Origin of the sequence: Streptomyces sp. NBC_00576, assembly GCF_036345175.1 — a bacterium.
In the GTDB taxonomy this organism is placed as follows: Bacteria; Actinomycetota; Actinomycetes; order Streptomycetales; family Streptomycetaceae; genus Streptomyces.
The window spans coordinates 2,434,931-2,458,083 of the sequence record NZ_CP107780.1; the positions used below are offsets into that span (position 1 = coordinate 2,434,931).

Below are 23,153 nucleotides of genomic sequence, written 5' to 3' on the forward strand. Positions count from 1 at the left end.
CCGTGGCCGGTTCCCGGCCGGGCGCCGCCCGTCAACCCTTGTGCACGGTCCGGGGTTTCCGGGCCGGTCCGAACCAGCTTGTCATCGCAGCCCGCAGCGCCTCCTGGTCGCCCTCGCCGGTGTCGACCCAGACGATGTGACCGTCCGGCCGGACCAGCAGCCATCGGGCGTCCAGGCCCTCGGCCTTGTCCGCGCGGACGACGTCCAAGCGGTCCGTCCAGCCAGTGAGATCGGGGGTCTCGTCCGCGCCGAGGGACAGCAACAGCCCGCGGCCGTCCGCCAGGAGCCCCGCCGCCTCCACCTCGCCGTCCACCGTGCGCAGGGTCACGTCGGGCAGCGTGGCACCGAGCAACGGGTGGCCCCTGCCCTGGAGGCCGGGGTAGGCGATTGGGTAGCGCACCCGGGTGACGGCCTGGACCAGGTGCCGGTTGACATCGGAGAACTCGATCAGCTCGGCGAACAGCTCGCGCAGTGGCTCCGCCCGCTCCGGCGGGTGCTGGAGCGGTACCTGGGCAAGCGCGCGCATGCAGGCCCGGCGGCCGACAGGGTGCCGCTCGTCGTGGTACGTGTCGAGCAGGCCGGCCGGCGCCCAGCCGTGGATCGTCGCAGCGAGCTTCCACCCCAGGTTCACGCTGTCATGCAAGGCCGTGTTCAGTCCGTTGCCTGAGGACGGGGGATGCGGGTGGGCGGCGTCGCCGGCGAGCAGCAACCGTCCTTTGCGGTACGAGGTGGCCAGCCGTGTGGGACTGCCGTACCGGGTCATCCAGCGCGGCTCGGCGAAGTCGGCGTCGACACCGGTGATCCGGCGGATCGCGGCGCGCATCTCCTCGGCGGTCACCGGAACGTCGGCGGCCGGCGGTTCACGGTCGAACTCGACGGTCATCAGCCGCACTTCGGACGGGTCGCTCGGGTTCATGGGCAGCACGCCGAACTGGCCGTTGGGGTGGACACCGGCCCGGAAGTGCTCCTGGGCGTCGCCGGACACTTGCACGTCGGCGATCACTCCGTAGTACGACGGCGCCAACGTCCGGAATTCGAAACGGCCCAGCTCCGCCACGGTGCTGTGCGGGCCATCGCACCCCACCAGAAAGGCGCAGCGCAACACCTGCTCAGCTGCGGCGGAACGCACCCGAACCGCGATCCCGTCGGCGTCCTCGCGCAGCCCGATAAGCCGGTGGCCGGGCAGGACGCGCACGCCCAACTCCACCGCGCGCTGCTCCAGCAGCTCCTCGGTGCGCCATTGCGGGGCGATCAGGTCGTAGTCGGTGTCGCCGAGTTCGGACAGGTCCAGCCAGAGGAAGGCGAAGTGGGTGCGCGGCCAGACGGGAGTGGTGGCGTCGCGAAAGCGGTCCGCCAGGCCGCGTCTGCGCAGCGCGTCGACCGAGCGGGCGTGCAGCAGCATCCCGCCGGACGACCGCTCGCGTACCGGCCGGCCCTCCAGAACCACGGCGGGCACCCCGGCCAGCTGGAGTTCACAGGCCAGCATCAGGCCTGCGGGTCCCCCGCCGGCGATCACCACGGTGTCGTTCACGCCGTCGCCTCCGGGGTCGGTTCGCCCACTGCTTCCCTCTCGCTCAGTTCCTCGTCCAGACAGGCCGCCACCGCGCGCGGGGTAGGCAGGTCGTAGATGACGCCGGGCGGCAGCGCCAGCCCGGTCACGGCGCACAGCCGGTTGCGCAGCTCCACGGCGGTCAGCGAGGAGAACCCGACGTCGAGGAAGTCGGCCTCCGGGTCGAGATCGTCGGGACCGGGCAGCGCGAGCACCTCGGCCGCCATGGTGCGGATCAGTGTCAGCAACAGGCGTTCCCGGCCGGCACGGTCGTGCCCCGCGAGCCACTCGGCCAGCGCGTCGGGACTGTGCGGCAGACCGTCCGCGACGGCTTCCCGGGCGTCCCCCGCCGGCGGTGGGCCATCGAGTACGGCGACCGCTCTCAGCGCGTCCTCGCGCCACCGCCGCGCGGCGGTCAACAGTCCTTCGGCGGAGGCCACTTGTCCGGGGGTGAGACCAAGGGTGTCGACGAGCGCCTCGGTGTCGCCGTTCGCCACGGCCGTCCAGAACCAGCCGTCCAGCCGCTCGCCCGGCTCGCAGGCCGTGTCCCGCAACCAGTACCGGCGCCGTTGGAAGGCGTACGTCGGCAGCTCGACGGCGCCGGCCGACGGGACCAGCGCAGACCGGTCCACCGCGACTCCGTGCAGGTGGAGCCGGCACAGGGCGGCAAGCAGGCTCTGCGCCTCGGACCGGTCGCGCCGCACGGCGGGAGCTGTGAGCGCGTCGGCGGACAGGGCGTCGGCCGACAGGCACTCTGCGGCGAGCGGGGCGAGGACCGCGTCGGGCCCGATCTCCAGGAAGGCGGTCACTCCGCGGGCCTCGGCGCCGCGGACGCAGTCGCCGAAGCGGACGGTCTCGCGGATGTGCCGGGTCCAGTAGTCCGGGGACGTCAGCTGCTCGGCGGTGGCCTCCTCGCCGGTCAGGTTGGACATGACCGGCAGGGTCGGCGGCCGGAACTCGACGGTGGCGGCCACCCCGCGGAACTTGTCGAGGGCCGGGTCCATGTGCGCGGAGTGGAAGGCGTGGCTGACCGACAGCCGGCGAACCCTGGCGCCGCGTTCCCTCCAGTGCGCGGCCGTCGCCGCCACGGCGTCGGCGTCACCGGAGACGACCGTGGAGCCGGGCGAGTTGACCGCGGCGATCGCCACCGGATCGCCCTCCGGCAGCGAGGCGGCCACCTCTTCGGCGGAAGCCCGGACGGCGACCATGGCTCCGCCCGACGTGGCGGCCTCCATCAGCTGCCCGCGCGCCGCCACCAGCGCGCACGCGTCGCCGGCCGACAGCACGCCGGCGACGTGCGCCGCCGCCAGCTCCCCGACCGAGTGCCCGATCAGCACATCCGGACGTACGCCGTAGGACTCGACGAGCCGGAAGAGCGCCACCTCGTACGCGAAGAGCGCGGGCTGGGTGAAGGCCGTGCGGTCCAGCGTCTGGGCCGGGCCGTCGAACATCACCTCCCGCAGCGACCGTCCCAGCAGCGGATCCAGATGCCCGCACAACTCGTCCAGGGCGGCGGCGAACACCGGGAAGCCCTCGTACAACTCCCGGCCCATTCCCACGCGTTGGGCACCCTGACCGGTGAAGAGGAACGCCGTACGGTTCTTGGTGACGGCCTTCCCGCGCACCACGCCGGGGGCCTCCCTGCCCTCGGCCAGGGCCTCGAGTCCGGTGAGCAGTGCCTCGCGGTCGGTGCCCAGGACGGCGGCGCGGTGTTTGAACGCCGTACGGGCCGTGGACAGTGTGTACGCCACATCGCCCATCCCGATCCCGGTCCGCGCCGCCAGGTGCACGCGCAGCCGGTTCGCCTGGTCCCGCAGTGCCTGAGGCGACCGCGCCGACAGCAGGAGTGGCGCCGCCGTCTCCATGGCAGTGGGCCGGTCCTCCTCGGGTGCCTGTTCCAGGATCAGGTGGGCGTTGGTGCCGCTGATCCCGAAGGAGGACACCGCGGCCCGGCGCGGACCGTCGCTCCGCCACTCCTGGGCTTCGGTCAGCAGCCGGACCGTACCCGCGGACCAGTCCACGTGCGGAGAGGGCTCGTCCACATGCAGGGTCCGTGGCAGCTCGCCGTGGCGGATGGCCTCCACCATCTTGATCACACCACCGACACCGGCCGCGGCCTGCGTGTGGCCGATATTCGACTTCAACGAACCCAGCCACAACGGCCGGTCCCCGGACCGCTCCCGGCCGTACGTGGCGATGAGCGCATCGGCCTCGATCGGATCACCCAGCGCCGTACCGGTACCGTGCGCCTCGACCAGGTCCACCTCGGCCGCCGACAGACCGGCGTCCGCCAGCGCCTGCCGGATGACCCGCTGCTGGGCCGGACCGTTCGGCGCCGTCAACCCGTTCGACGCACCATCCTGATTGACCGCACTGCCCCGGATCACCGCCAGCACCCGGTGCCCGTTCCGCCGCGCGTCCGACAACCGCTCGAGGAGCAGCATGCCCGCGCCCTCGGCGAAGCCCGTACCGTCCGCACCCGCCGCGAACGCCCGGCAGCGGCCGTCCGGGGCCAGCCCGCGCTGGCGGCTGAACTCCACGAAGACGCCCGGGGTGGCCATCACGGTCACACCGCCGGCGAGTGCGAGGGTGCACTCGCCGCGCCGCAGCGCCTGCATCGCCAGGTGGATCGCCACGAGGGACGAGGAACACGCCGTGTCCACCGTCACCGCCGGGCCCTCCAGACCAAGGGTGTAGGCGACACGGCCCGAGGCCACGCTGCCCGCGCTGCCGCTGCCGATAAAGCCCTCCAGGTCTCTCGGTACCTGCCGCAGCCGGGAGCCGTAGTCGCCGTACATCGCGCCGACGTACACACCGACGCGCTCGCCGCGGAGCGTGCCGGGGACGATGCCCGCGCGTTCCACCGCCTCCCAGGAGGTCTCCAGCAGCAGCCGCTGCTGCGGGTCGACGGCGAGTGCCTCGCGCGGGGACATGCCGAAGAACTCGGCGTCGAACTCGGCCGCGTCGTACAGGAATCCGCCCTGGCGGGTGGTGGCACGGCCCGGCCGCTCGGGATCCGGGTCGTACAGGTCCGGGTCCCAGTCCCGGTCGGTGGGCAGGTCGCCGATGGCGTCGGTACCGGAGGCCACCAGGTGCCACAGGTCCTCCGGGGCACGGACGTCGCCGGGGAAGCGGCACGCCATGCCGACCACGGCGACCGGCTCCAGCCGTTCGGCCTCCACTTCCTGGAGGCGTTCGCGGGTCCGCTGGAGATCGGCCGTGACCCACTTGAGGTAGTCGACGAGCTTCTCTTCGTTTGTCATGCAGGTTCAGCCTCTTCTCAGCCTCGTTGGGGACGGCCGCAGCCGCGCCGGGGCCTGTCAGGTGGTGCGTCGGCCGAGTTCGTTGTCGATGAAGGCGAAGATCTCGTCGGCGGACGCCTCCTTGAGCTTCTCGGCCGGCTGGGTGGCCGCGGGACTGCGCCAGCGGGCGAGAACGGCCTCCAGCCGGGCGGTGACCAGGTCCCTGGCCGCCACGTCCGTCGCCTCGTCGGGCAGCGCGTCCTCCAGCTCGGTCAGCTTGGCCAGCAGACGGTCCGCCGGCGCGTTGGCGGGCGGGAGCAGTTCGGTGCCCAGATGGGCGGCGAGTGCCGCCGGGGTGGGGTGGTCGAAGACGAGGGTCGCGGGCAGCCGCAGCCCGGTGGCCGCGTTCAGCCGGTTGCGCAGCTGGACGGCGGTGAGCGAGTCGAAGCCGATCTCCTTGAACGCCTGGAGCGGATCCACCGAGTCCGGTGAGGCGTGGCCGAGGACCGCGGCCACGGAGGCCCGGACCAGGCCGAGGAGGGCCTCGTCGCGCTGCTCCGCCGGGAGGGCCAGGATCCGGTCGACCGCCGGGACCTCCGCCTGGGTGCTCGCGACCTCGCGGTCGGGGGCGGGGACCAAGCCGCGGAGCACGCCGGGCAGGGTGCCCTGGGCCGCCGCCTGCCGCAGCTCGGCGGTGTCCAACCGGACGGGAACGAGCGCGGGATGTCCGGAGCTGAGCGCGGCGTCGAACAGGGCGCGCCCGTCGTCGCCGGTGAGCGGTACGACACCGCCGCGCCGCAGCCGTTCGAGGTGAGCGCCGTCGAGGTGGCCGGTCATGCCGCTGGACTCGGCCCACAGTCCCCAGGCCAGCGACAGGGCCGGCCGGCCCGTGGCCCCGCGGTGCCGGGCGAGGGCGTCGAGGTAGGCGTTGGCGGCGGCGTAGTTGGCCTGGCCGGGGCTGCCGAGGGTGCCGGCGACGGAGGAGAACAGCACGAACGCGCCCAGATCCATGTCCCTGGTCAGCTCGTGCAGATGCCAGGCCGCGTCGGCCTTGGCCCGCAGGACGGTGTCGAGGTGGCTCGGTGTGAGCGAGGCGACGACGCCGTCGTCGAGGACGCCCGCGGTGTGCACGACGGCGGTCAGCGGGTGCTCGGCGGGGATGCCCGTGAGCAGGTCCGCCAGTGCCGTCCGGTCCGCCACGTCGCAGGCGGCGACCGTCACCTCGGCGCCCGACTCCGCCAGCTCGGCGACGAGTTCGGCGACTCCCGGGGCGCCCGTGCCTCGCCGGCCGGCGAGCAGCAGGTGCCGTACACCGTGTGCGGCGACCAGGTGGCGGGCGAAGAGGGCACCGAGGGTGCCGGTGCCGCCGGTGATCAGGACGGTGCCCGCCGGGTCGATGCCCATGAGCACGGAGAGGTCCGACGGATCGGCGGGCGCCGCCGGGTCGGTGCTCGGCGCCGGGTTCCCGGCGGGCGAGGCCGGGGTGAGCCGGGGGGCAAGAATCCGCCCGTCGTGCAGGGCGAGTTGGGGTTCGCCGGCGGCCAGCCGGGACAGCACCGGGTGCGGTACGGCGAGCCGGTCGGCGTCCTCGTCCAGGTCGAGGAGGGCCAGCCGGTCGGGGTGTTCGGACTGGGCGGAGCGGACGAGCCCCCACACGGCGGCGTCCGCGAGGCCGGTGAGCCGGGTCTCCTGGTCGGCGCCGACTGCGTTCCTGGTGCACACGACCAGCCGGGAGCCGTCGAAGCGCTCGTCCTCCAGCCAGGTCTGGACGAGGTCCAGGACGCGGTGGAGCGCGGCCCGGACCGTTTCGGGACTGCCGTCGTCCGGGGCGGCCGTGGACCGCACCAGCACGAGTTCGGGCACCCGCTCGGCATCGGCCAGGGCGGCGAGGGCCAGCAGTTCCGGGTCCACGGCCGGGTTCCCGGTGGGGGTGTGCGTCTCGTCCACGGTTTCCAGCAGGACGCAGGAGGGTGCGGGCGAGGCCGGTACGGAGGGCAGTTCGGCCCACTCCACCTGGTGTAGCGGCAGGGGGTCGGCGCCGCGGAGAGCGGCCAGCTGCCGGGCGCTGATCGGGCGGACCGTCAGTTCGTCCACGGTGCCGAGCAGGGTGCCGTCCGGCGTGCTCAGGGCCAGCGACACGACGTCCGGGCCGACCGGGGTCACCTCGACGCGCAGGGCGGTGGCACCGGTCGCGTGCAGCCGGACCCCGCTCCAGGAGAAGGGCAGCCGGATCCCGCCGTCGGCCGGCTCGGCGGCCGTTTCGAGGGCCAGCACGTGCAGGGCCGCGTCGAGCAGCGCGGGGTGCAGCGTGAAGCCGTCGCCGCCGGGGAGCCGCACCTCGGCGAATCTGGTCCCGTCCCGTCGCCAGGCGGCACGCAGCCCCTGGAAGGCCGGGCCGTAGCCGTAGCCGCGCTCGGCCAGCAGCGGGTAGAACGCGTCGACGTCGGCCGGGACCGCGTCCTGCGGCGGCCAGGACGTGCCGGCGGGCGCCAGCGGCGGGGTCAGCGCGGTCGCAGGCCGTACGGTGCCGGAGGCGTGCCGCGTCCAGTCCGTCTCGTCCGCGGAAGCGGCGGCCGCGGGGCGGGAGTGCACGGCGACCGGGCGGTGACCCTCGGCGTCGGCGGGGCCCACCAGCACCTGCAGCCGCATCTCTTCGGCGGCGGACAGGGCGAGCGGCGCCTCCAGGGTGAGGTCTTCCACCTCAGCGCAGTCGGTCTGCCGGCCGGCGTACACGGCGAGTTCGAGGAACGCGGTGCCGGGCAGCAGGACCACTCCGTCCACGGCATGGTCGGCCAGCCACGGGTGGGCGGCGAGCGAGAGCGTCCCGGTGAGCAGGACACCGGCCTCGCCCGCCAGGACGACGACGGTGTCGAGCAGCGGATGCCCGAGGCCCCCCGGGCCGGCGACGGAGGCGGCGCCGGGCCGCACGACCGGGTCGAGCCAGTACCGCTCCCGCTGGAAGGGGTAGGTCGGCAGCGGGGCCGCCTCGGCGGCGGCGAACAGCGCGCGCCAGGAGACCGGGGCGCCCTGGACGTATGCCTCGGCCAGTGACAGCAGCAGCCGGGTGCGGCCGCCGTCGTCACGCCGCAGCGTGCCGAGGGCTCCGGCGGTGCCGGGCGCCACGGCGTCCAGGGTCTCCTGGACCGCCGGGGCCAGGACGGGGTGCGGGCTGCTCTCCACGAACAGCCGGTGGCCCTGCTCGGCCAGCGCCGTGACGACCTCGTGGAAGCGGACGGTCCGGCGCAGGTTGCGGTACCAGTAGTCGGCGTCGAAGGCGGTCGGCCCGGCCCAGTCGCCGGTGAGGGTGGAGAACACCGGGATCTCCGCGCTCCTGGGGACGATCGGGGCGAGGGCGGTGCGGATCTCCTCCTCGATGGCCTCGACGTGGGCCGAGTGCGAGGCGTAGTCGACGGGGATCCGGCGGGTGCGTATGCCCTCGTGTGCGCAGCGGTCGGCCAGTTCGTCGAGGGCCTCGCCGTCGCCGGAGACGACCACGGCAGCGGGTCCGTTGACAGCGGCGAGCGCGAGCCGTCCCAGCCGGTCGGCGATGAGGGCGGCGGCCTGTTCGGCGGAGGCCGCGACGGAGAGCATGCCGCCCTTTCCGGCGAGCGCCCTGATCGCCCTGCTACGCAGCGCCACCACACGCGCCGCGTCCTCAAGACGCAACGCACCCGCCACACACGCAGCGGCGATCTCACCCTGCGAATGCCCCACCACAGCAGCCGGCCGCACCCCGAACTCCCGCCACACCGCCGCCAGCGACACCATCACCGCGAACAACACCGGCTGCACCACATCCACACGCTCCAACGACGGCGCATCCGCCACCCCCCGCAGCACATCCACCACCGACCACCCGGTGAACGGCTCCAACGCCGCCGCACACTCGGCCAGACGCTCCGCGAACACCGGCTCACCAACCAGCAACTCCCGGCCCATCCCGACCCACTGCGACCCCTGCCCCGGAAAGACGAACACGGGGTCGATCCGGCTCTCCGCAAGTCCGGTGACAAGGTTCGGCGCGGGCACGTCGTCGGCGAGTGCGGTCAGGCCCTGGATCAGCTCGGCGCGGCCGGCGCCGACGATCACGGCCCGGTGTTCGAACTCGGCGCGGGTGGTGGCGAGCGCTGCCGCGAGCGGGGCCGACTCGGCGTCCGGGTCGGCCGCGAGCCGGTCGAGCAGCCGGCGAGCCTGTTCCCGCAGGGCGTTGGCGCTCCGGGCGGAGAGCACCCAGGGCAGCACCGTGCCCTGCGGCACCGCCGGGGCGGGAGCGGGCCGTTCGCCGTCGGGTGCCTGTTCGAGGATCACATGGGCGTTGGTGCCGCTGACTCCGAAGGAGGACACCGCGGCCCGGCGCGGACCGTCGCTCCGCCACTCCTGGGCTTCGGTCAGCAGCCGGACCGTACCCGCGGACCAGTCCACATGCGGAGAGGGCTCATCCACATGCAGGGTCCGTGGCAGCTCGCCGTGGCGGATGGCCTCCACCATCTTGATCACACCACCGACACCGGCCGCGGCCTGCGTGTGGCCGATGTTCGACTTCAACGACCCCAACCACAACGGCCGATCCGCAGAACGAGCCGCACCATAGGTCGCGATCAGCGCCTCCGCCTCGATCGGATCACCCAACGTGGTACCCGTGCCATGCGCCTCGACCACATCCACCTCGGCCGCCGACACACCCGCATCCGCCAACGCCTGCCGGATCACCCGCTGCTGGGCCGGACCATTCGGCGCCGTCAACCCGTTCGACGCACCATCCTGATTGACCGCACTCCCCCGGATCACCGCCAACACCCGATGACCATTCCGCCGCGCATCCGACAACCGCTCCAGGAGCAGCATGCCCGCGCCCTCGGCAAAGCCCGTACCGTCCGCACCCGCCGCGAACGCCCGGCAGCGGCCGTCCGGCGAGAGCGCGCGCTGGCGGCTGAACTCGACGTACACCGTGGGGCTGGCGATGACCGTGGCCCCTCCGGTGAGGGCCAGTGAGCACTCGCCGTTGCGCAGCGCGCGGGCGGCCAGGTGCAGCGCCACGAGGGACGAGGAACACGCCGTGTCGACGGTGAAGGCGGGGCCCTGGAGGCCGAACGTGTAGGCCACGCGTCCGGCGGCGACACTGGTGGTGTTGCCGGTCAGCAGGTAGCCCTCCAGATCGTGCGGGGTGCCGGGCGGGCGGGTGACGTACTCGGCCGGTACGACGCCGAGGATCACTCCGGTGTCGCTGCCCCGCACCGCGGCGGGGTCGATGCCGGCTCGTTCGAAGATCTCCCAGGCGGTCTCCAGCAGCAGCCGCTGCTGCGGATCCATGGCCAGGGCCTCACGTGGCGAGATGCCGAAGAACGCGGCGTCGAAGCCGTCGGCGTGGTCGACGAAGCCGCCGCGCCGCGTGTACGCGGTGCCCAGGGCGTCCGGGTTCGCGTCGTAGAGGTCCTCGACGCGCCAGCCGCGGTCGGTCGGGAACGCGGAGGTCCCGTCCCGGCCGTCCGCAACCAGCCGCCACAGGTCCTCGGGGTCGTTCGCACCGCCGGGGTAGCGGCAGCTCATGGCGATGATGGCGATGGCGTCGTCGTCCGGAGTCGCCGTGGCGTCGGTGTCGGGAAGAGCGGGCTGCGATACGGAGGGAGCGAACCGTTCGTGCAGCAGGGCGGCGACGGCCTCGGGGGTGGGGTGGTCGAAGACCAGCGTCGCGGGCAGTCGCAGCCCGGTCGCCGCGTCGAGGCGGTTGCGCAGTTCGACGGCGGTGAGCGAGTCGAAACCGGACTCCTTGAAGGGCCGTACCGGGTCGACGGTGGCGGGCCCGGAATGTCCGAGGACGTCTGCGGCCTGCTCGCGGACCAGGTCGGTCAGGGCCTGCGCCCGGGCGGCCTCGGGCAGCCGGGCCAGCCGGTCGGCGAGTGCGGAGCGCGGTGCGGACGCCGCTTGGGCGGCCCGGCGGGCCGGACGCGGGAGCAGGCCGCGCAGCAGATGCGGCACCTCGCCGTCCGGGTGCCGGGGCGGCGCCAGGCGGGCCGCCACGAACGCTCCGGGCAGTCCCGCCGCCGCGTCGAACAGAGCGAGGCCCTCGTCGGCCGTCAGCGGTACGGCACCGAGCCGGGCCAGCCGCTCGAGGCCTGCCGCGTCGAGATCGCCGGCCATCCCGGCGGTGGCCCAGGGACCCCAGGCGAGCGAGGCCGCGGGAAGTCCCTCGGCGCGGCGGCGCGCGGCGAGAGCGTCGAGGAAGGCGTTGGCCGCCGCGTAGTTACCCTGTCCCGCGTTGCCCAGGACGCCGGCCAGCGAGGAGAACAGCGTGAAGGAGGCCAGGTCGAGGCCGCGGGTCAGCTCGTGCAGGTGCCAGGCGGCGTCGACCTTGGGGGCCAGCACGGAGGCCAGCCGGCCGGGGGTCAGTGCGCTCAGCGAGGCGTCGTCGAGGACGCCGGCCGCGTGCACGACTGCGGTCAGCGGATGCTCGGCGGGGATGCCCGCGAGAAGGTCCGCCAGCGCCGCCCGGTCCGCCACATCACAGGCGGCGACCGTCACCTCGGCACCCGACCCGCGCAATTCCGCCGCGAGTTCTGCCACACCCGGAGCCTGCGGACCGCGCCTGCTGGTCAGCAGCAGATGCCGTACGCCCTGTTCGGCGACCAGGTGGCGGGCGAGCAGAGCGCCGAGTCCGCCGGTGCCGCCGGTGATCAGCACGGTGCCGTCGGGCCGGGGTGCGGCCGGGATGGCCAGGACGGCCTTCCGGGCCTGCCCGGTCTCGTTGAGCAGGCTCAGCGACTCACGGACGCCGGCCACCTCACGCACCACAGCCGGCAGCGGGGTGAGCACGCCCCGCGTCCACAGCGGCACCAGTTCCGCGAACGCCTCCAGGGCCTCCTCCAGGGTGTGCCGGTCCGGCCACGGCGGGAGTTCGGCGGCGTCGAGGACCGCGTCGAACGGGCCTTCGGGGGCCTCCGTGGAGTCCGCGGCCACCGCCTGGACCTCCCAGCCGTAGTGCCGGGCCAGACGCACCACCGCCGGGCCCGCCGCGCTGTCCGCCGCGCGCACCAGCAGCGTCTGCCCCGGCCGGCCGACGGCGAGCGCGCGCAGGGCCCGGTGAGCCGCGAGCGAGGTCAGGGGCAAGGTCGCGGCCTGCGTGTACGTCCAGTCGGCGGGTATCGGCGCGAGGAGCCGGTGGTCGGTCTCCGCGAGGGAGGCGACGGCACCGGGGAACAGACCGAACACCCGGTCCCCGGGGGCGAGTCCGGTGACGCCGGGACCGACCTCGGTCACGGTTCCGGCGCCCTCCGCGCCCAGCGGCGCCTCACCGGGCAGCATGCCGAGGGCCGCGAGCACGTCCTGGTTGTCCAGGGCCGCGGCCCGGACCGCGATCCGTACCCGCCCGGCACCGGGTGGGCCGGCCGGGGTCTCAGCCGGCACCAGCGCCAGGTTGGCGAGCGAACCCCTGGGTACGGCGTCCAGCCGCCAGGCCGGTGCGTCCGCCGGCGGCAGGAGCCGGCCGCCGAGCTGCACCCGGGCCAGCCTGGGGGCGTACAACGTACCGCCGCTGATGGACAGTTGGGGTTCGTCGACGGCGGGCGCGGTCAGCGCGGCGCGCGCCGAGGCCGGATCGTCGTCCAGGTCCAGCAGCAGAAACCGGCCCGGGTGCTCGGCCTGCGCCGCACGGACCAGCCCCCACACCGGAGCCGCCACCGGATCGTCCGGGCCGGGCCCGGCGCCGGGGGCGACCGTGCCCCGGGTCACCAGAGCCAGTCGGCAGCCGTCCAGCCGCTCGTCGGCCACCCACTCCTGGAGCAGCGTCAGCACGTGGGAGACGGTGTCGTGGACGGCGGCGGGTACGGGCCCCTGGGCCGAACCGTCGGCGGGTGCGTCCGTCCCGTCCGTCGGGCCGACAGCCACCAGTACGACATCGGGCAGCCGGGCCCCGGCCGCGGCCGCCTCGGCCAGTGCCGCGGGCGTCGGGTGGCGCTCCACGCCCGTCAGTCCCAGGTCGTCCGGGCCGAGGAGCGCCGCCCGCGAACCGCCGGACGTGCCAGCCGGTACGGGACTCCACACGGTGGTGAACAGGGTGTCGTGCCGCCGGGCACCGGCGGCACTCAGCTGTTCCGGCGCGATGGCGCGGAACACCAAAGACGCCACCGACACGACCGGCGCGCCCGCAGCGTCGGCCGCCTCCAGGGCCACCGCGTCCTCGCCCCGGCGCGCGAGGTGCACCCTCAGCGCGGTCGCGCCGGTCGCGTGCAGCCGGACGCCGCTCCAGGAGAAGGGCAGCCGGACTGGAGCGGTGTCCGCTCCGGCGCCCTCGACCGCGAGCAGCGCGAACGGGTGGAGCGCCGCATCCATCAGCGCGGGGTGCACGCCGTACCCGGCGGCCGAGTTACCGGCGGGCAGTTCGACCTCGGCCCACAGGTCGTCCCCGCTGCCCCAGGCGCGGGTCATGCCGCGCAGTGCCGGTCCGTAGCCGAGACCGTGCGCGGCCAGCCGCTGGTATGCGTCAGTGATGGGGAGTTCCGGGGCCGGCGGCGGCCAGGCCGTCAGGTCGGCGTCGGGCACCGGGGTACCGGGCGCGAGAACACCGGTGGCGTGCCGGGTCCACGGCGCGGTACGGCCGGTCGCGCCACCGGGGCGGCTGTGGATGCCGAGGGTGCGCCGACCGGCGCCATCGGGCTGCCCCAGCACGATCTGCAGGTCGACGGTCTCCTGGTCCGACATCACCAGCGGCGACTCCAGGACCAGTTCCTCGACCTCGTCGCAGCCCACCCGGTCGGCGGCGCGGACAGCGAGTTCCACGAAGGCCGTGCCGGGCACGACGACCGTGCCGACGATCGTGTGGTCGGCCAGCCACTCCTGCTCACGGAGGGCGAAACGGCCGGTCAGCACCAGGCCGTCCTCGTCCGCCAGGTCGACGGCCGCCGACAGCACCGCGTGCTCGACCGTCTCCAGCCCGGCCGACGCCACCGAGGCGGTGGCACCCGTGCCGTCCGCCCAGTAGCGCTGGTGCTCGAAGGGATAGGTGGGCAACTCCACTGGCACCGACCGGTCCCCGTCGACCAGGCCGGCGTAGGCCGGCGACCAGTTCACGTCCACCCCGTGCGTGTGCAGCGCGGCCAACGCGCCATACACCGAGGCGACCTCGTCACGATCACGACGGGCAGCGGCCACCGCCAGCACCCCCGCCCGCACACTGCTCAACACCGCTCCGGTCAACGCCGCATCCGGACCCAACTCCAGGAAGGCCGTGACACCCTCCGCCTCCAACGCCCGCACCCCGTCAAGGAAACGGACCGGCTCACGGATCTGCCGCACCCAGTACTCCGGATCCGACCACTGCCCCGCATCCACCCGCCCCGACAACGTCGACGCCACCACAAACGACGGCCGCCCCCACACCACCCCCCGCACCACCGCAGCAAACTCCTCCAGCACACCATCCATATGCGCACTGTGAAAGGCATGACTCACCCGCAGCCGACGCGTGCGATACCCCCGCCCCTCCAACACCCCCGCGGCCGTCAGCACCGCCGCCTCGTCCCCGGAGATCACCACCGCCGCAGGCCCGTTGACCCCCGCGACCGACACCCCCACGCCCACAACCTCCAGCACCTCGGCCTCCGGCGCCTCCACCGCGACCATGGCCCCGCCGGCACGCGCCGCACCCATCAGCCGACCCCGGGCCACCACCACCGCACACGCATCCGCCAGCGACACCACACCCGCCACACACACCGCCGCCAACTCCCCCACCGAATGCCCCACCACCGCATCCGGCCACACCCCGAACGACTCCACCAACCGGAACAACGCCACCTCGAACGCGAACAACGCCGGCTGCGTCACCTCCGTCCGATCCAGCACCTCCCCCGGCCCCTCGAACATCACCTCCCGCAACGACCGCCCCAACAACGGATCCAGATACCCACACACCTCATCCAACGCAGCCGCGAACACCGGAAACACCCCATACAACTCCCGGCCCATCCCCACCCGCTGAGCACCCTGACCGGTGAACACGAACGCCGTACGCCCCCCGACGACAGCCTCCCCACACACCACACCCGACACATCCCGCCCCTCGGCAACAGCGCGCAACGCGGCAAGGAAGTCGTCCGTCTCACCGGCGACGACCACCGCGCGGTGGTCGAAGGCGGCGCGGGTGGTCAGCAGGGCGTGTCCGATGTCGGTGAGGCCTGCCTCGGCCGACATGAGAGGCAGCCGGTCGGCGAGCCGACGGGCCTGCTCGTGCAGGGCGTTGGCGCTCCGCGCGGAGAGCACCCAGGGCAGCAGGGTGCCGACGGGCGGGTTCGCGGGAGCGGGGAGTTCCTCGTCCGGGGCTTGTTCGAGGATCAGGTGGGCGTTGGTGCCGCTGATACCGAAGGAGGACACCCCCGCCCGGCGCGGACCGTCGCTCCGCCACTCCTGGGCTTCGGTCAGCAGCCGGACCGTACCCGCGGACCAGTCCACATGCGGCGACGGCTCATCCACATGCAACGTCCGCGGCATCTCACCCCGACGGACAGCCTCCACCATCTTGATCACACCACCGACACCGGCCGCGGCCTGCGTGTGGCCGATGTTCGACTTCAACGACCCCAACCACAACGGCCGATCCACAGAACGAGCCGCACCATAAGTCGCGATCAGCGCCTCCGCCTCGATCGGATCACCCAACGTGGTACCCGTGCCATGCGCCTCGACCACATCCACCTCGGCCGCCGACACACCCGCATCCGCCAACGCCTGCCGGATCACCCGCTGCTGGGCCGGACCATTCGGCGCCGTCAACCCATTCGACGCACCATCCTGATTGACCGCACTCCCCCGGATCACCGCCAACACCCGATGACCATTCCGCCGCGCATCCGACAACCGCTCCAGGACCAGGAGCCCTGCGCCCTCGGCGAAGCCCGTGCCGTCCGCCCCGGCCGCGAACGCCTTGCAGCGGCCGTCCGGCGCGAGGCCGCGCTGGCGGCTGAAATCGGTGAGGACGTTGGGGGTGGCCATCACCGCGACGCCGCCGGCGAGGGCGAGGGTGCACTCGCCGCGCCGCAGCGCCTGCATCGCCAGGTGGATCGCCACGAGGGACGACGAGCACGCCGTGTCCACCGTCACCGCCGGCCCCTCCAGACCGAAGGTGTAGGCGATACGGCCGGAGATCAGAGCCGAGAGGGTGCCGGTGCCGATGTAGCCGTGCAGGTCGGCGGAGGTGCCGGCGAGCACGGTGGCGTAGTCCTGGTCGTCAGCGCCGGTGTAGACACCGGTGTGGCTGCCGCGCAGGGTGCCGGGTTCGAGGCCGGCGCGCTCGAGGGCCTCCCAGGCGGTCTCCAGGATGAGCCGTTGCTGCGGGGCCATGGCCAGCGCCTCACGCGGGGAGATGTCGAAGAACCCGGCGTCGAAGCCGTCCGCGTCCTCGACGAAGCCGCCGCTGCGGGCGTAGCAGCTGCCAGGTCGCTCGGGATCGGGGTCGAACAGTGTGCCGAAGTCCCAGCCGCGGCCGGTCGGGAAGGGGCCGAGGGCGTCGCGCCCTTCGGCGACGAGTTGCCAGAGGTCGTCGGGGGAGGCCACGCCGCCGGGCAGGCGGCAGGCCATGCCGACCACGGCGACCGGATCGTGTGCGCGGGCCTCGGTGTCGGCGAGTTGCTGGCGGGCCTGCCGGAGCTCGGTGGTGACCTTCTTCAGGTAGTCACGCAGTTTGGCGTCGTTCGCCGTCTGTTCGTTTGCCATGCGACGTCAACATCCTCCGGCCAGGCTCAGGAGATTCCGAGCTCGTTCTCGATCACGCTGAACAGTTCATCGTCGGTGGCGGAGCCGAGGTCCTCGGCGGCCTGGTCGCCGGCACCGTCGGGCGGGATGGTCCAGGAGCGCAGCAGCGCGCCGAGCCGTTCGCCGATGGCCGTACGGGTGTCGGCGTCGGCGTCGGCGGTGTGCAACCGGTCCGCGAGCCGGTCGAGTTCGTCGAGGACGCTCGGGGTGGAGCCGGCGGGGGCGAGCCGGGTGCGCAGTTCGGCGGCCAGCCCGGTGGGCGTGGGATGGTCGAAGACGAGGGTGGCCGGCAGGCGCAGCCGGGTAGCGGCGGCGAGCCGGTTGCGCAGTTCGACGGCGGTCAGCGAGTCGAAGCCGATCTTCTTGAACTCCTGTGCCGCGTCGATCGCCTCGGCCGTGGCGTGTCCGAGGACTGTGGCCGCGTGGGTGCGGACCAGGTCGAGCAGATACCGGAGCTGTTCGGTCTCGTCCATGCCGTCCAGGACCGCGCCCTGGGCGGGCCGCGCGGTGCGCGCGGTGGGCCGTACGGTGTGGTGGGCCAGGTCGCGCAGCAGCACCGGTACGGACGTGGGCTCGGCGGCGCGCAGTGCGGCGGTGTCGGGGGCGGCCGGTACGAGGACGGCGCCGCCGTGGGCGAGGGCCGCGTCGAACCGGGCCAGGCCTTCGGCGGGTTCGACCGGGCGGATGCCGAGGGCCGAGACCCGCCGTACGTCGGCCGCGCTCATCGCTCCGGTCATGCCGGAGGCCTGGGTCCACAGGCCCCAGACCAGGGAGGTGGCCGGGAGTCCCTGGCCGCGGCGGTGCTGGACGAGTGCGTCCAGATAGGCGTTGGCGGCGGCGTAGTTGCCCTGGCCGGGGCTGCCGAGCGTGCCGGCGAGGGAGGAGAAGACCACGAACGCCGACAGATCCGCGTCCTGGGTCAGTCGGTGCAGGTTCCAGGCGGCGTCCGCTTTGGCGCGCAGGACGCGGTCGAACTGTTCGGGGGTGAACCGGTCCACGGTCGCGTCGTCGAGGACGCCGGCCGCGTGGACGACCGCGGTCAGCGGATGCTCGGCTGGGACGCGGGCGAGCAGGGCCGCCAGGTCCTCGGGGTCGGCGGCGTCACAGGCGGCGATGGTGACGTCGGCGCCCAACGCGGTGAGTTCCGCGTGCAGTTCGGCCGCTCCGGGCGCCCGTTCGCCCTGCCGACCGACGAGCAGCAGGTGCCGTACGCCGTGCCGGGTGACCAGGTGCCGGGCAGTGAGGACGCCCAGGGTGCCGGTGCCGCCGGTGATCAGGACGGTGTGGGCGGGGGTGAGGCGTGGCGGGAGCACCACGGCCAGCTTGCCGGTGTGGCGGGCCTGGGCGAGGTGGCGGAAGGCGGCGGGTGTCCGTGCCACGTCCCAGATGGTGGTGGGCAGGGGGGTGAGGACGCCCCGGTCGAAGAGGTCGGCGAGTTCGGCGAGCATCTCGCCGATCCGGTCGGGTCCGGCGTCCAACACCAGGTCGTACGGGTGGTAGGCGGCTCCCGGGTGGGTGAGGGCCAGGTCGGCGGCGGGCCGGATGTCGGTCTTGCCCATCTCCAGGAACCGTCCGCCGGGGCCGAGCAGCCGGAGCGAGGCGTCGACGAACTCGCGGGCAAGGGAGTTGAGCACCACGTCCACGCCCCGCCCACCGGTGGCGGCCCGGAACCGCTCCTCGAACTCCAGGTCACGGGAGGAGGCGAGCCGTTCACCGTCCAGGCCGAGGGCGCGGGCGGTGCCCCACTTGCCGGGACTGGCAGTGCCGTACACCTCCAGGCCCCAGTGGCGGGCGAGTTGCAGGGCGGCCATGCCGACTCCGCCCGTGACTGCGTGGATCAGCAGGGACTCACCCTGCCGTACGTCGGCGAGGTCGCGCAGCCCGTAGTAGGCGGTGAGGTAGACGACCGGGGCGCAGGCGGCCTGCGTGTACGTCCAGCCGAGCGGGATCCTGCCGAGCAAACGGTGGTCGGTGGCCGTGAGGGGCGCGATGCCTCCGCGCGGGAACAGGCCCATCACGCGGTCGCCGGGCGCCAGTCCGGTGACGTCGGGGGCGACCTCGACGACGGTTCCGGCGGCTTCGCCGCCGATCGCGGCCTCGCCGGGGTACATCCCGAGGGCGATCAGCGTGTCGCGGAAGTTCAGGCCGGCGGCGCGGACGGCGACCCGGACCTCACCGGGTTCCAGGGGCCGGGTGTCATCGACGGACGGGACGAGGGCGAGGTTCTCGAAGGTGCCCCTGCCGGTGGTGCCGAGCTTCCAGCCGGCCGTGTCGGACGGCGGGACGAGCCGCTCCTGCTCGCCGGTGCGGATCAGGCGGGGCAGCAGGATCTCGCCGCCCCGGATCGCGAACTGCGGTTCCGCTCCGCCGAGCGCGGCAGCCAGGAGCTCGGGTGCGGCATCCGGCGCGTCAAGGTCGGCCAGCACGAACCGGCCGGGGTGCTCGGACTGCGCGGTACGCACCAGACCCCATACGGCGGCGGCGGCCGGGTTGTCCACCGTCTCCCCGGGCGCCGCGGCGACGGCACCGTGGGTGAGCAGGACGAGCCGGCTCTCCGCCAACTCGGGCGAGGCGAGGAACTGCTGTACGGCCGTCAGCGCGGTGAGGACGGTGGCCCTGGTGGTGTCCGGGGCTGCCGGATCGACCGGGGTCCCGGCGGCGCCCGCCGTCGGGCCGGCCACCGTGTCGACGGGCAGGAGGACGATCTCCGGCGCCGTCGCGCCGGACGCCAGCTCGGCGCGGAGGCCGTCCAGGTGGCGGTGGCGGCGCGGGGCGTCGGCCGCCACCCGGCTCGGGTCGCCGAGCGGGGCGTCCCCCAGGAGGGCCCAGGCGGAGACGGCCACCGGTGTGGCCTGGTCCAGGGCGGCCGGTCGCCAGTGCGGGGCGAGCAGCGCGTCGGGGCTGTGGCGGCGGTCGGCGAGCCGCGCGACGTCGGTGGCGCGCAGGGTGAGCGAGTCGGCGGTGAGCACCGGCGCTCCGCTGGCGTCGGTGAGCGTGAGGGTGACCCGGTCGGGCCCGGTACGGCCGAGCCGGGCCCAGCCGGCGGTGGCGCCGCTCGCGTGCAGCCGGACGCCGGCCCAGGCGAAAGGCAGCCGGACGGTGTCCGGCTGGTCGGAGCAGAGCGCGTGCAGGACGGCGTCCAGCAGCGCGGGGTGGATGCCGTACCGTGCGGCCTCGGCGGCGGACGCGTCGGCCAGTTCGACCTCGGCGTACAGGTCGTCACCGTCCTGCCACAACGCCCGCAGGCCCTGGAAGGCGGGGCCGTAGCCGTACCCAGTGGCGGCCAGTTGGGCGTAGAAGCCGTCCAGTTCGACGGGTCGGGCGCCGGGTGGCGGCCAGGTCGCGGGGGCGGGCGAGGGTGCGGCCGCCGCGTCATCCGGGGCGAGGACACCGGACGCGTGCCGCTGCCAGGGCAGGTCGTCATCGGTGCGGGAGTACACTGCGAAGGCGCGTCGCCCGCTGTCGTCGGCTGCCTCGGCCACCACCTGGATCCGCAGGGTGCCGTGCTCGGGCAGGACAAGCGGTGCCTCCAGGGTGAGTTCGTCGACGCGCGGGCAGTGCACCTCGTCGCCGAGGCGGATGGCCAGTTCGAGCAAGGCGGTGCCGGGGAGCAGGACCGTGCCGAGGACGGCGTGGTCGGCGAGCCAGGGCTGGGCGGCGGCTGAGAGCCGCCCGGTGAGGACCGTGCCGCCGTCCGCGAGATCGACGGCGGCTCCCAGCAGCGGATGACCGGCGGCGAGCAGCCCCAGTTCGGTGACGTCGGACAGCGCCGACTCGGAGTCCAGCCAGAGGCGTTCCTCCTGGAACGGGTAGGTGGGCAGCTCGACCGGGCGGGCGCCGTCCGGTGCGAGTCGGCCCCAGTGGACGGGGAGGCCGGCCAGGTGGGCGTGCCCGACGGCCTCGGTGAACTGCCTGAGTCCGCCCTGGTCACGGCGCAGAGTGCCGAAGGCGGTGCCGGGCAGGTCGGCCGCGTCCACCGTTTCCTGGATGCCCATCACCAGCACCGGGTGGGCGCTGACCTCGATGAACACGGTGTGGCCCGATGCAGCGAGGGCCTGGGTGGCCGGGCCGAACCGCACCGGGTGACGCAGGTTGCGGTACCAGTAGTCGGCGTCGAAGGCGGTCGGCCCGGCCCAGTCGCCGGTGAGGGTGGAGAACACCGGGATCTCCGCGCTCCTGGGGACGATCGGGGCGAGGGCGGTGCGGATCTCCTCCTCGATGGCCTCGACGTGGGCCGAGTGCGAGGCGTAGTCGACGGGGATCCGGCGGGTGCGTATGCCCTCGTGTGCGCAGCGGTCGGCCAGTTCGTCGAGGGCCTCGCCGTCGCCGGAGACGACCACGGCAGCGGGTCCGTTGACAGCGGCGAGCGCGAGCCGTCCCAGCCGGTCGGCGATGAGGGCGGCGGCCTGTTCGGCGGAGGCCGCGACGGAGAGCATGCCGCCCTTTCCGGCGAGCGCCCTGATCGCCCTGCTACGCAGCGCCACCACACGCGCCGCGTCCTCAAGACGCAACGCACCCGCCACACACGCAGCGGCGATCTCACCCTGCGAATGCCCCACCACAGCAGCCGGCCGCACCCCGAACTCCCGCCACACCGCCGCCAGCGACACCATCACCGCGAACAACACCGGCTGCACCACATCCACACGCTCCAACGACGGCGCATCCGCCACCCCCCGCAGCACATCCACCACCGACCACCCGGTGAACGGCTCCAACGCCGCCGCACACTCGGCCAGACGCTCCGCGAACACCGGCTCACCAACCAGCAGCTCCCGGCCCATCCCGACCCACTGCGACCCCTGCCCCGGAAAGACGAACACGGCCTTGCCGGTGTGGTCGGGGGAGGCGCCGGACACCACGTCGGCGGACGGCCTGTCCTGCGCGAGGGCTTCGAGAGCACTCAGCAGTCCGTCGCGGTCGGTGCCCAGGACGACGGCTCGATGCCGGAACGCCGTACGGGCGGTGGCCAGCGTGTACGCCGTGTCCCCGGCCCCGATCCCGGGCTGCGCCGTCAGGTGCGCGCTTAGCCGGGCCGCCTGCTCCCGCACCGCCTCCGGCGACCGCCCCGACAGCAACAACGGAAGCGTCGTCTCCTCCCGCGGGGCGGAGGAATCCTTGTCCGGGGCCTGTTCGAGGATCACATGGGCGTTGGTGCCGCTGATCCCGAAGGAGGACACCGCGGCCCGGCGCGGACCGTCGCTCCGCCACTCCTGGGCTTCGGTCAGGAGCCGGACCGTGCCCGCGGACCAGTCCGCGTGCGGAGAGGGCTCGTCCACATGCAGGGTCCGTGGCAGCTTGCCGTGGCGGATGGCCTCCACCATCTTGATCACACCACCGACACCGGCCGCGGCCTGCGTGTGGCCGATGTTCGACTTCAACGAGCCCAGCCACAACGGCCGGTCCCCGGAGCGCTCCCGCCCGTACGTGGCGATGAGCGCATCGGCCTCGATCGGATCACCCAGCGCCGTACCGGTACCGTGCGCCTCGACCACATCCACCTCGGCCGCCGACAGACCGGCGTCCGCCAACGCCTGCCGGATCACCCGCTGCTGGGCCGGACCGTTCGGCGCGGTGAGCTGGCTGCTGGCGCCGTCCTGGTTGACGGCGCTGCCCCGGATCACCGCCAGGACGGGGTGCCCGTTGCGTCGCGCGTCCGACAGCCTCTCGAGAAGCAGCACCCCGGCGCCCTCGCTCCAGCCGGTTCCGTCGGCCCGCGCGGAGAAGGCCTTGCAGCGACCGTCGGGGGCGAGTCCGCGCTGGCGGCTGAATTCCACGAAGGTGTTGGGGGTGGCCATCACGGTCACACCGCCGGCGAGTGCGAGGGTGCACTCGCCGCGCCGCAGCGCCTGGGCGGCCAGGTGGATCGCCACGAGGGAGGAAGAGCACGCCGTGTCCACCGTCACCGCCGGGCCGTGGAAGCCGAAGGTGTAGGCGATCCGGCCGGAGGCGATGCTAGCGGCGCTGCCCTGCACGAGGTAGCCCTCGAACTCTTCGGAGGGCTTGTGGATACGGGTGCCGTAGTCGCTGTACATGACGCCGGTGAACACGCCGACCTGTTCGCCGCGGAGGGCGGCGGGCAGGATGCCGGCCCGCTCCACCGCCTCCCAGGCGAGGGTGAGTAGCAGCCGCTGCTGCGGGTCGACGGCGAGTGCCTCGCGCGGCGAGATGCCGAAGAAACCGGCGTCGAAGTGGCCGGCATCGTACAGGAAGCCGCCCTGGCGGGTGGTGGACTTGCCGACGCTGTCGGGGTCGGGGTCGTACAGCTCGTCCACGCCCCAGCCGCGGTCGGAAGGGAACTCCCCGACGGCGTCGTGCCCGTCGGCCACCGTCCGCCACAGGTCGTCCGGGGTACGGACGTCACCGGGATACCGGCAGGACATGGCGACGAGGGCGATCGGCTCACGCCTGTCCGACTCGACCTGCTGGAGCCGGCGTCGGGCCTCCTGAAGGTCCGTCGTCGCCCGCTTGAGATAGGCACGGAGCTTGTCCTCGTCCGCCATCGGCGATCCACTCTCCTCAGGGTCCACGGCGGGATGGGCCTCCCGTTCCGGGAGGCAGCCACGCGATTCGTTCACGGTAGGTCGGTGGTCTTGGCGGCCCCTTAGCCGTCGCTAAAG

General features: G+C 73.7%; 4 protein-coding genes. All 4 read right to left on the minus strand.

The genetic code is table 11. The features are described from left to right. Nucleotides 1–31: 31 nt before the first annotated feature. Genes OG734_RS10250 through OG734_RS10265 form a run of 4 tightly spaced genes read right to left on the minus strand, consistent with a single transcriptional unit; the run spans nt 32 to nt 23,111 of the window. Nucleotides 32–1,531 carry an FAD-dependent monooxygenase gene (locus tag OG734_RS10250; RefSeq protein ID WP_330287178.1) on the minus strand — a complete coding sequence of 500 codons (1,500 nt, stop codon included), beginning with the start codon at nt 1,529–1,531 and terminating at the stop codon, nt 32–34. Continuing rightward, the gene (locus OG734_RS10255; protein WP_330287179.1) at nt 1,528–4,812 is read right to left on the minus strand and encodes a type I polyketide synthase; all 3,285 of its coding nucleotides are present in this window, start codon (nt 4,810–4,812) and stop codon (nt 1,528–1,530) included. Before OG734_RS10255 ends, OG734_RS10250 begins: the two co-directional genes overlap by 4 nt. Nucleotides 4,813–4,869: 57 nt before the next feature. Continuing rightward, nucleotides 4,870–16,494 (minus strand): SDR family NAD(P)-dependent oxidoreductase, encoded by an 11,625-nt coding sequence (locus OG734_RS10260; RefSeq protein ID WP_330287180.1) that lies wholly within the window; start codon nt 16,492–16,494, stop codon nt 4,870–4,872. Nucleotides 16,495–16,520: 26 nt separating this feature from the next. After that, complete coding sequence (locus OG734_RS10265) at nt 16,521–23,111, minus strand: type I polyketide synthase (protein ID WP_330287181.1); 6,591 nt, start codon at nt 23,109–23,111, stop codon at nt 16,521–16,523. Nucleotides 23,112–23,153 lie beyond the last annotated feature (42 nt).

Coding starts and splice junctions, on each gene's coding strand:
- OG734_RS10255 (WP_330287179.1), bottom strand. CDS start 4,812: ATGACAAACGAAGAGAAGCTCGTCGACTACCTCAAGTGGGTCACGGCC.
- OG734_RS10260 (WP_330287180.1), bottom strand. CDS start 16,494: ATGGCAAACGAACAGACGGCGAACGACGCCAAACTGCGTGACTACCTG.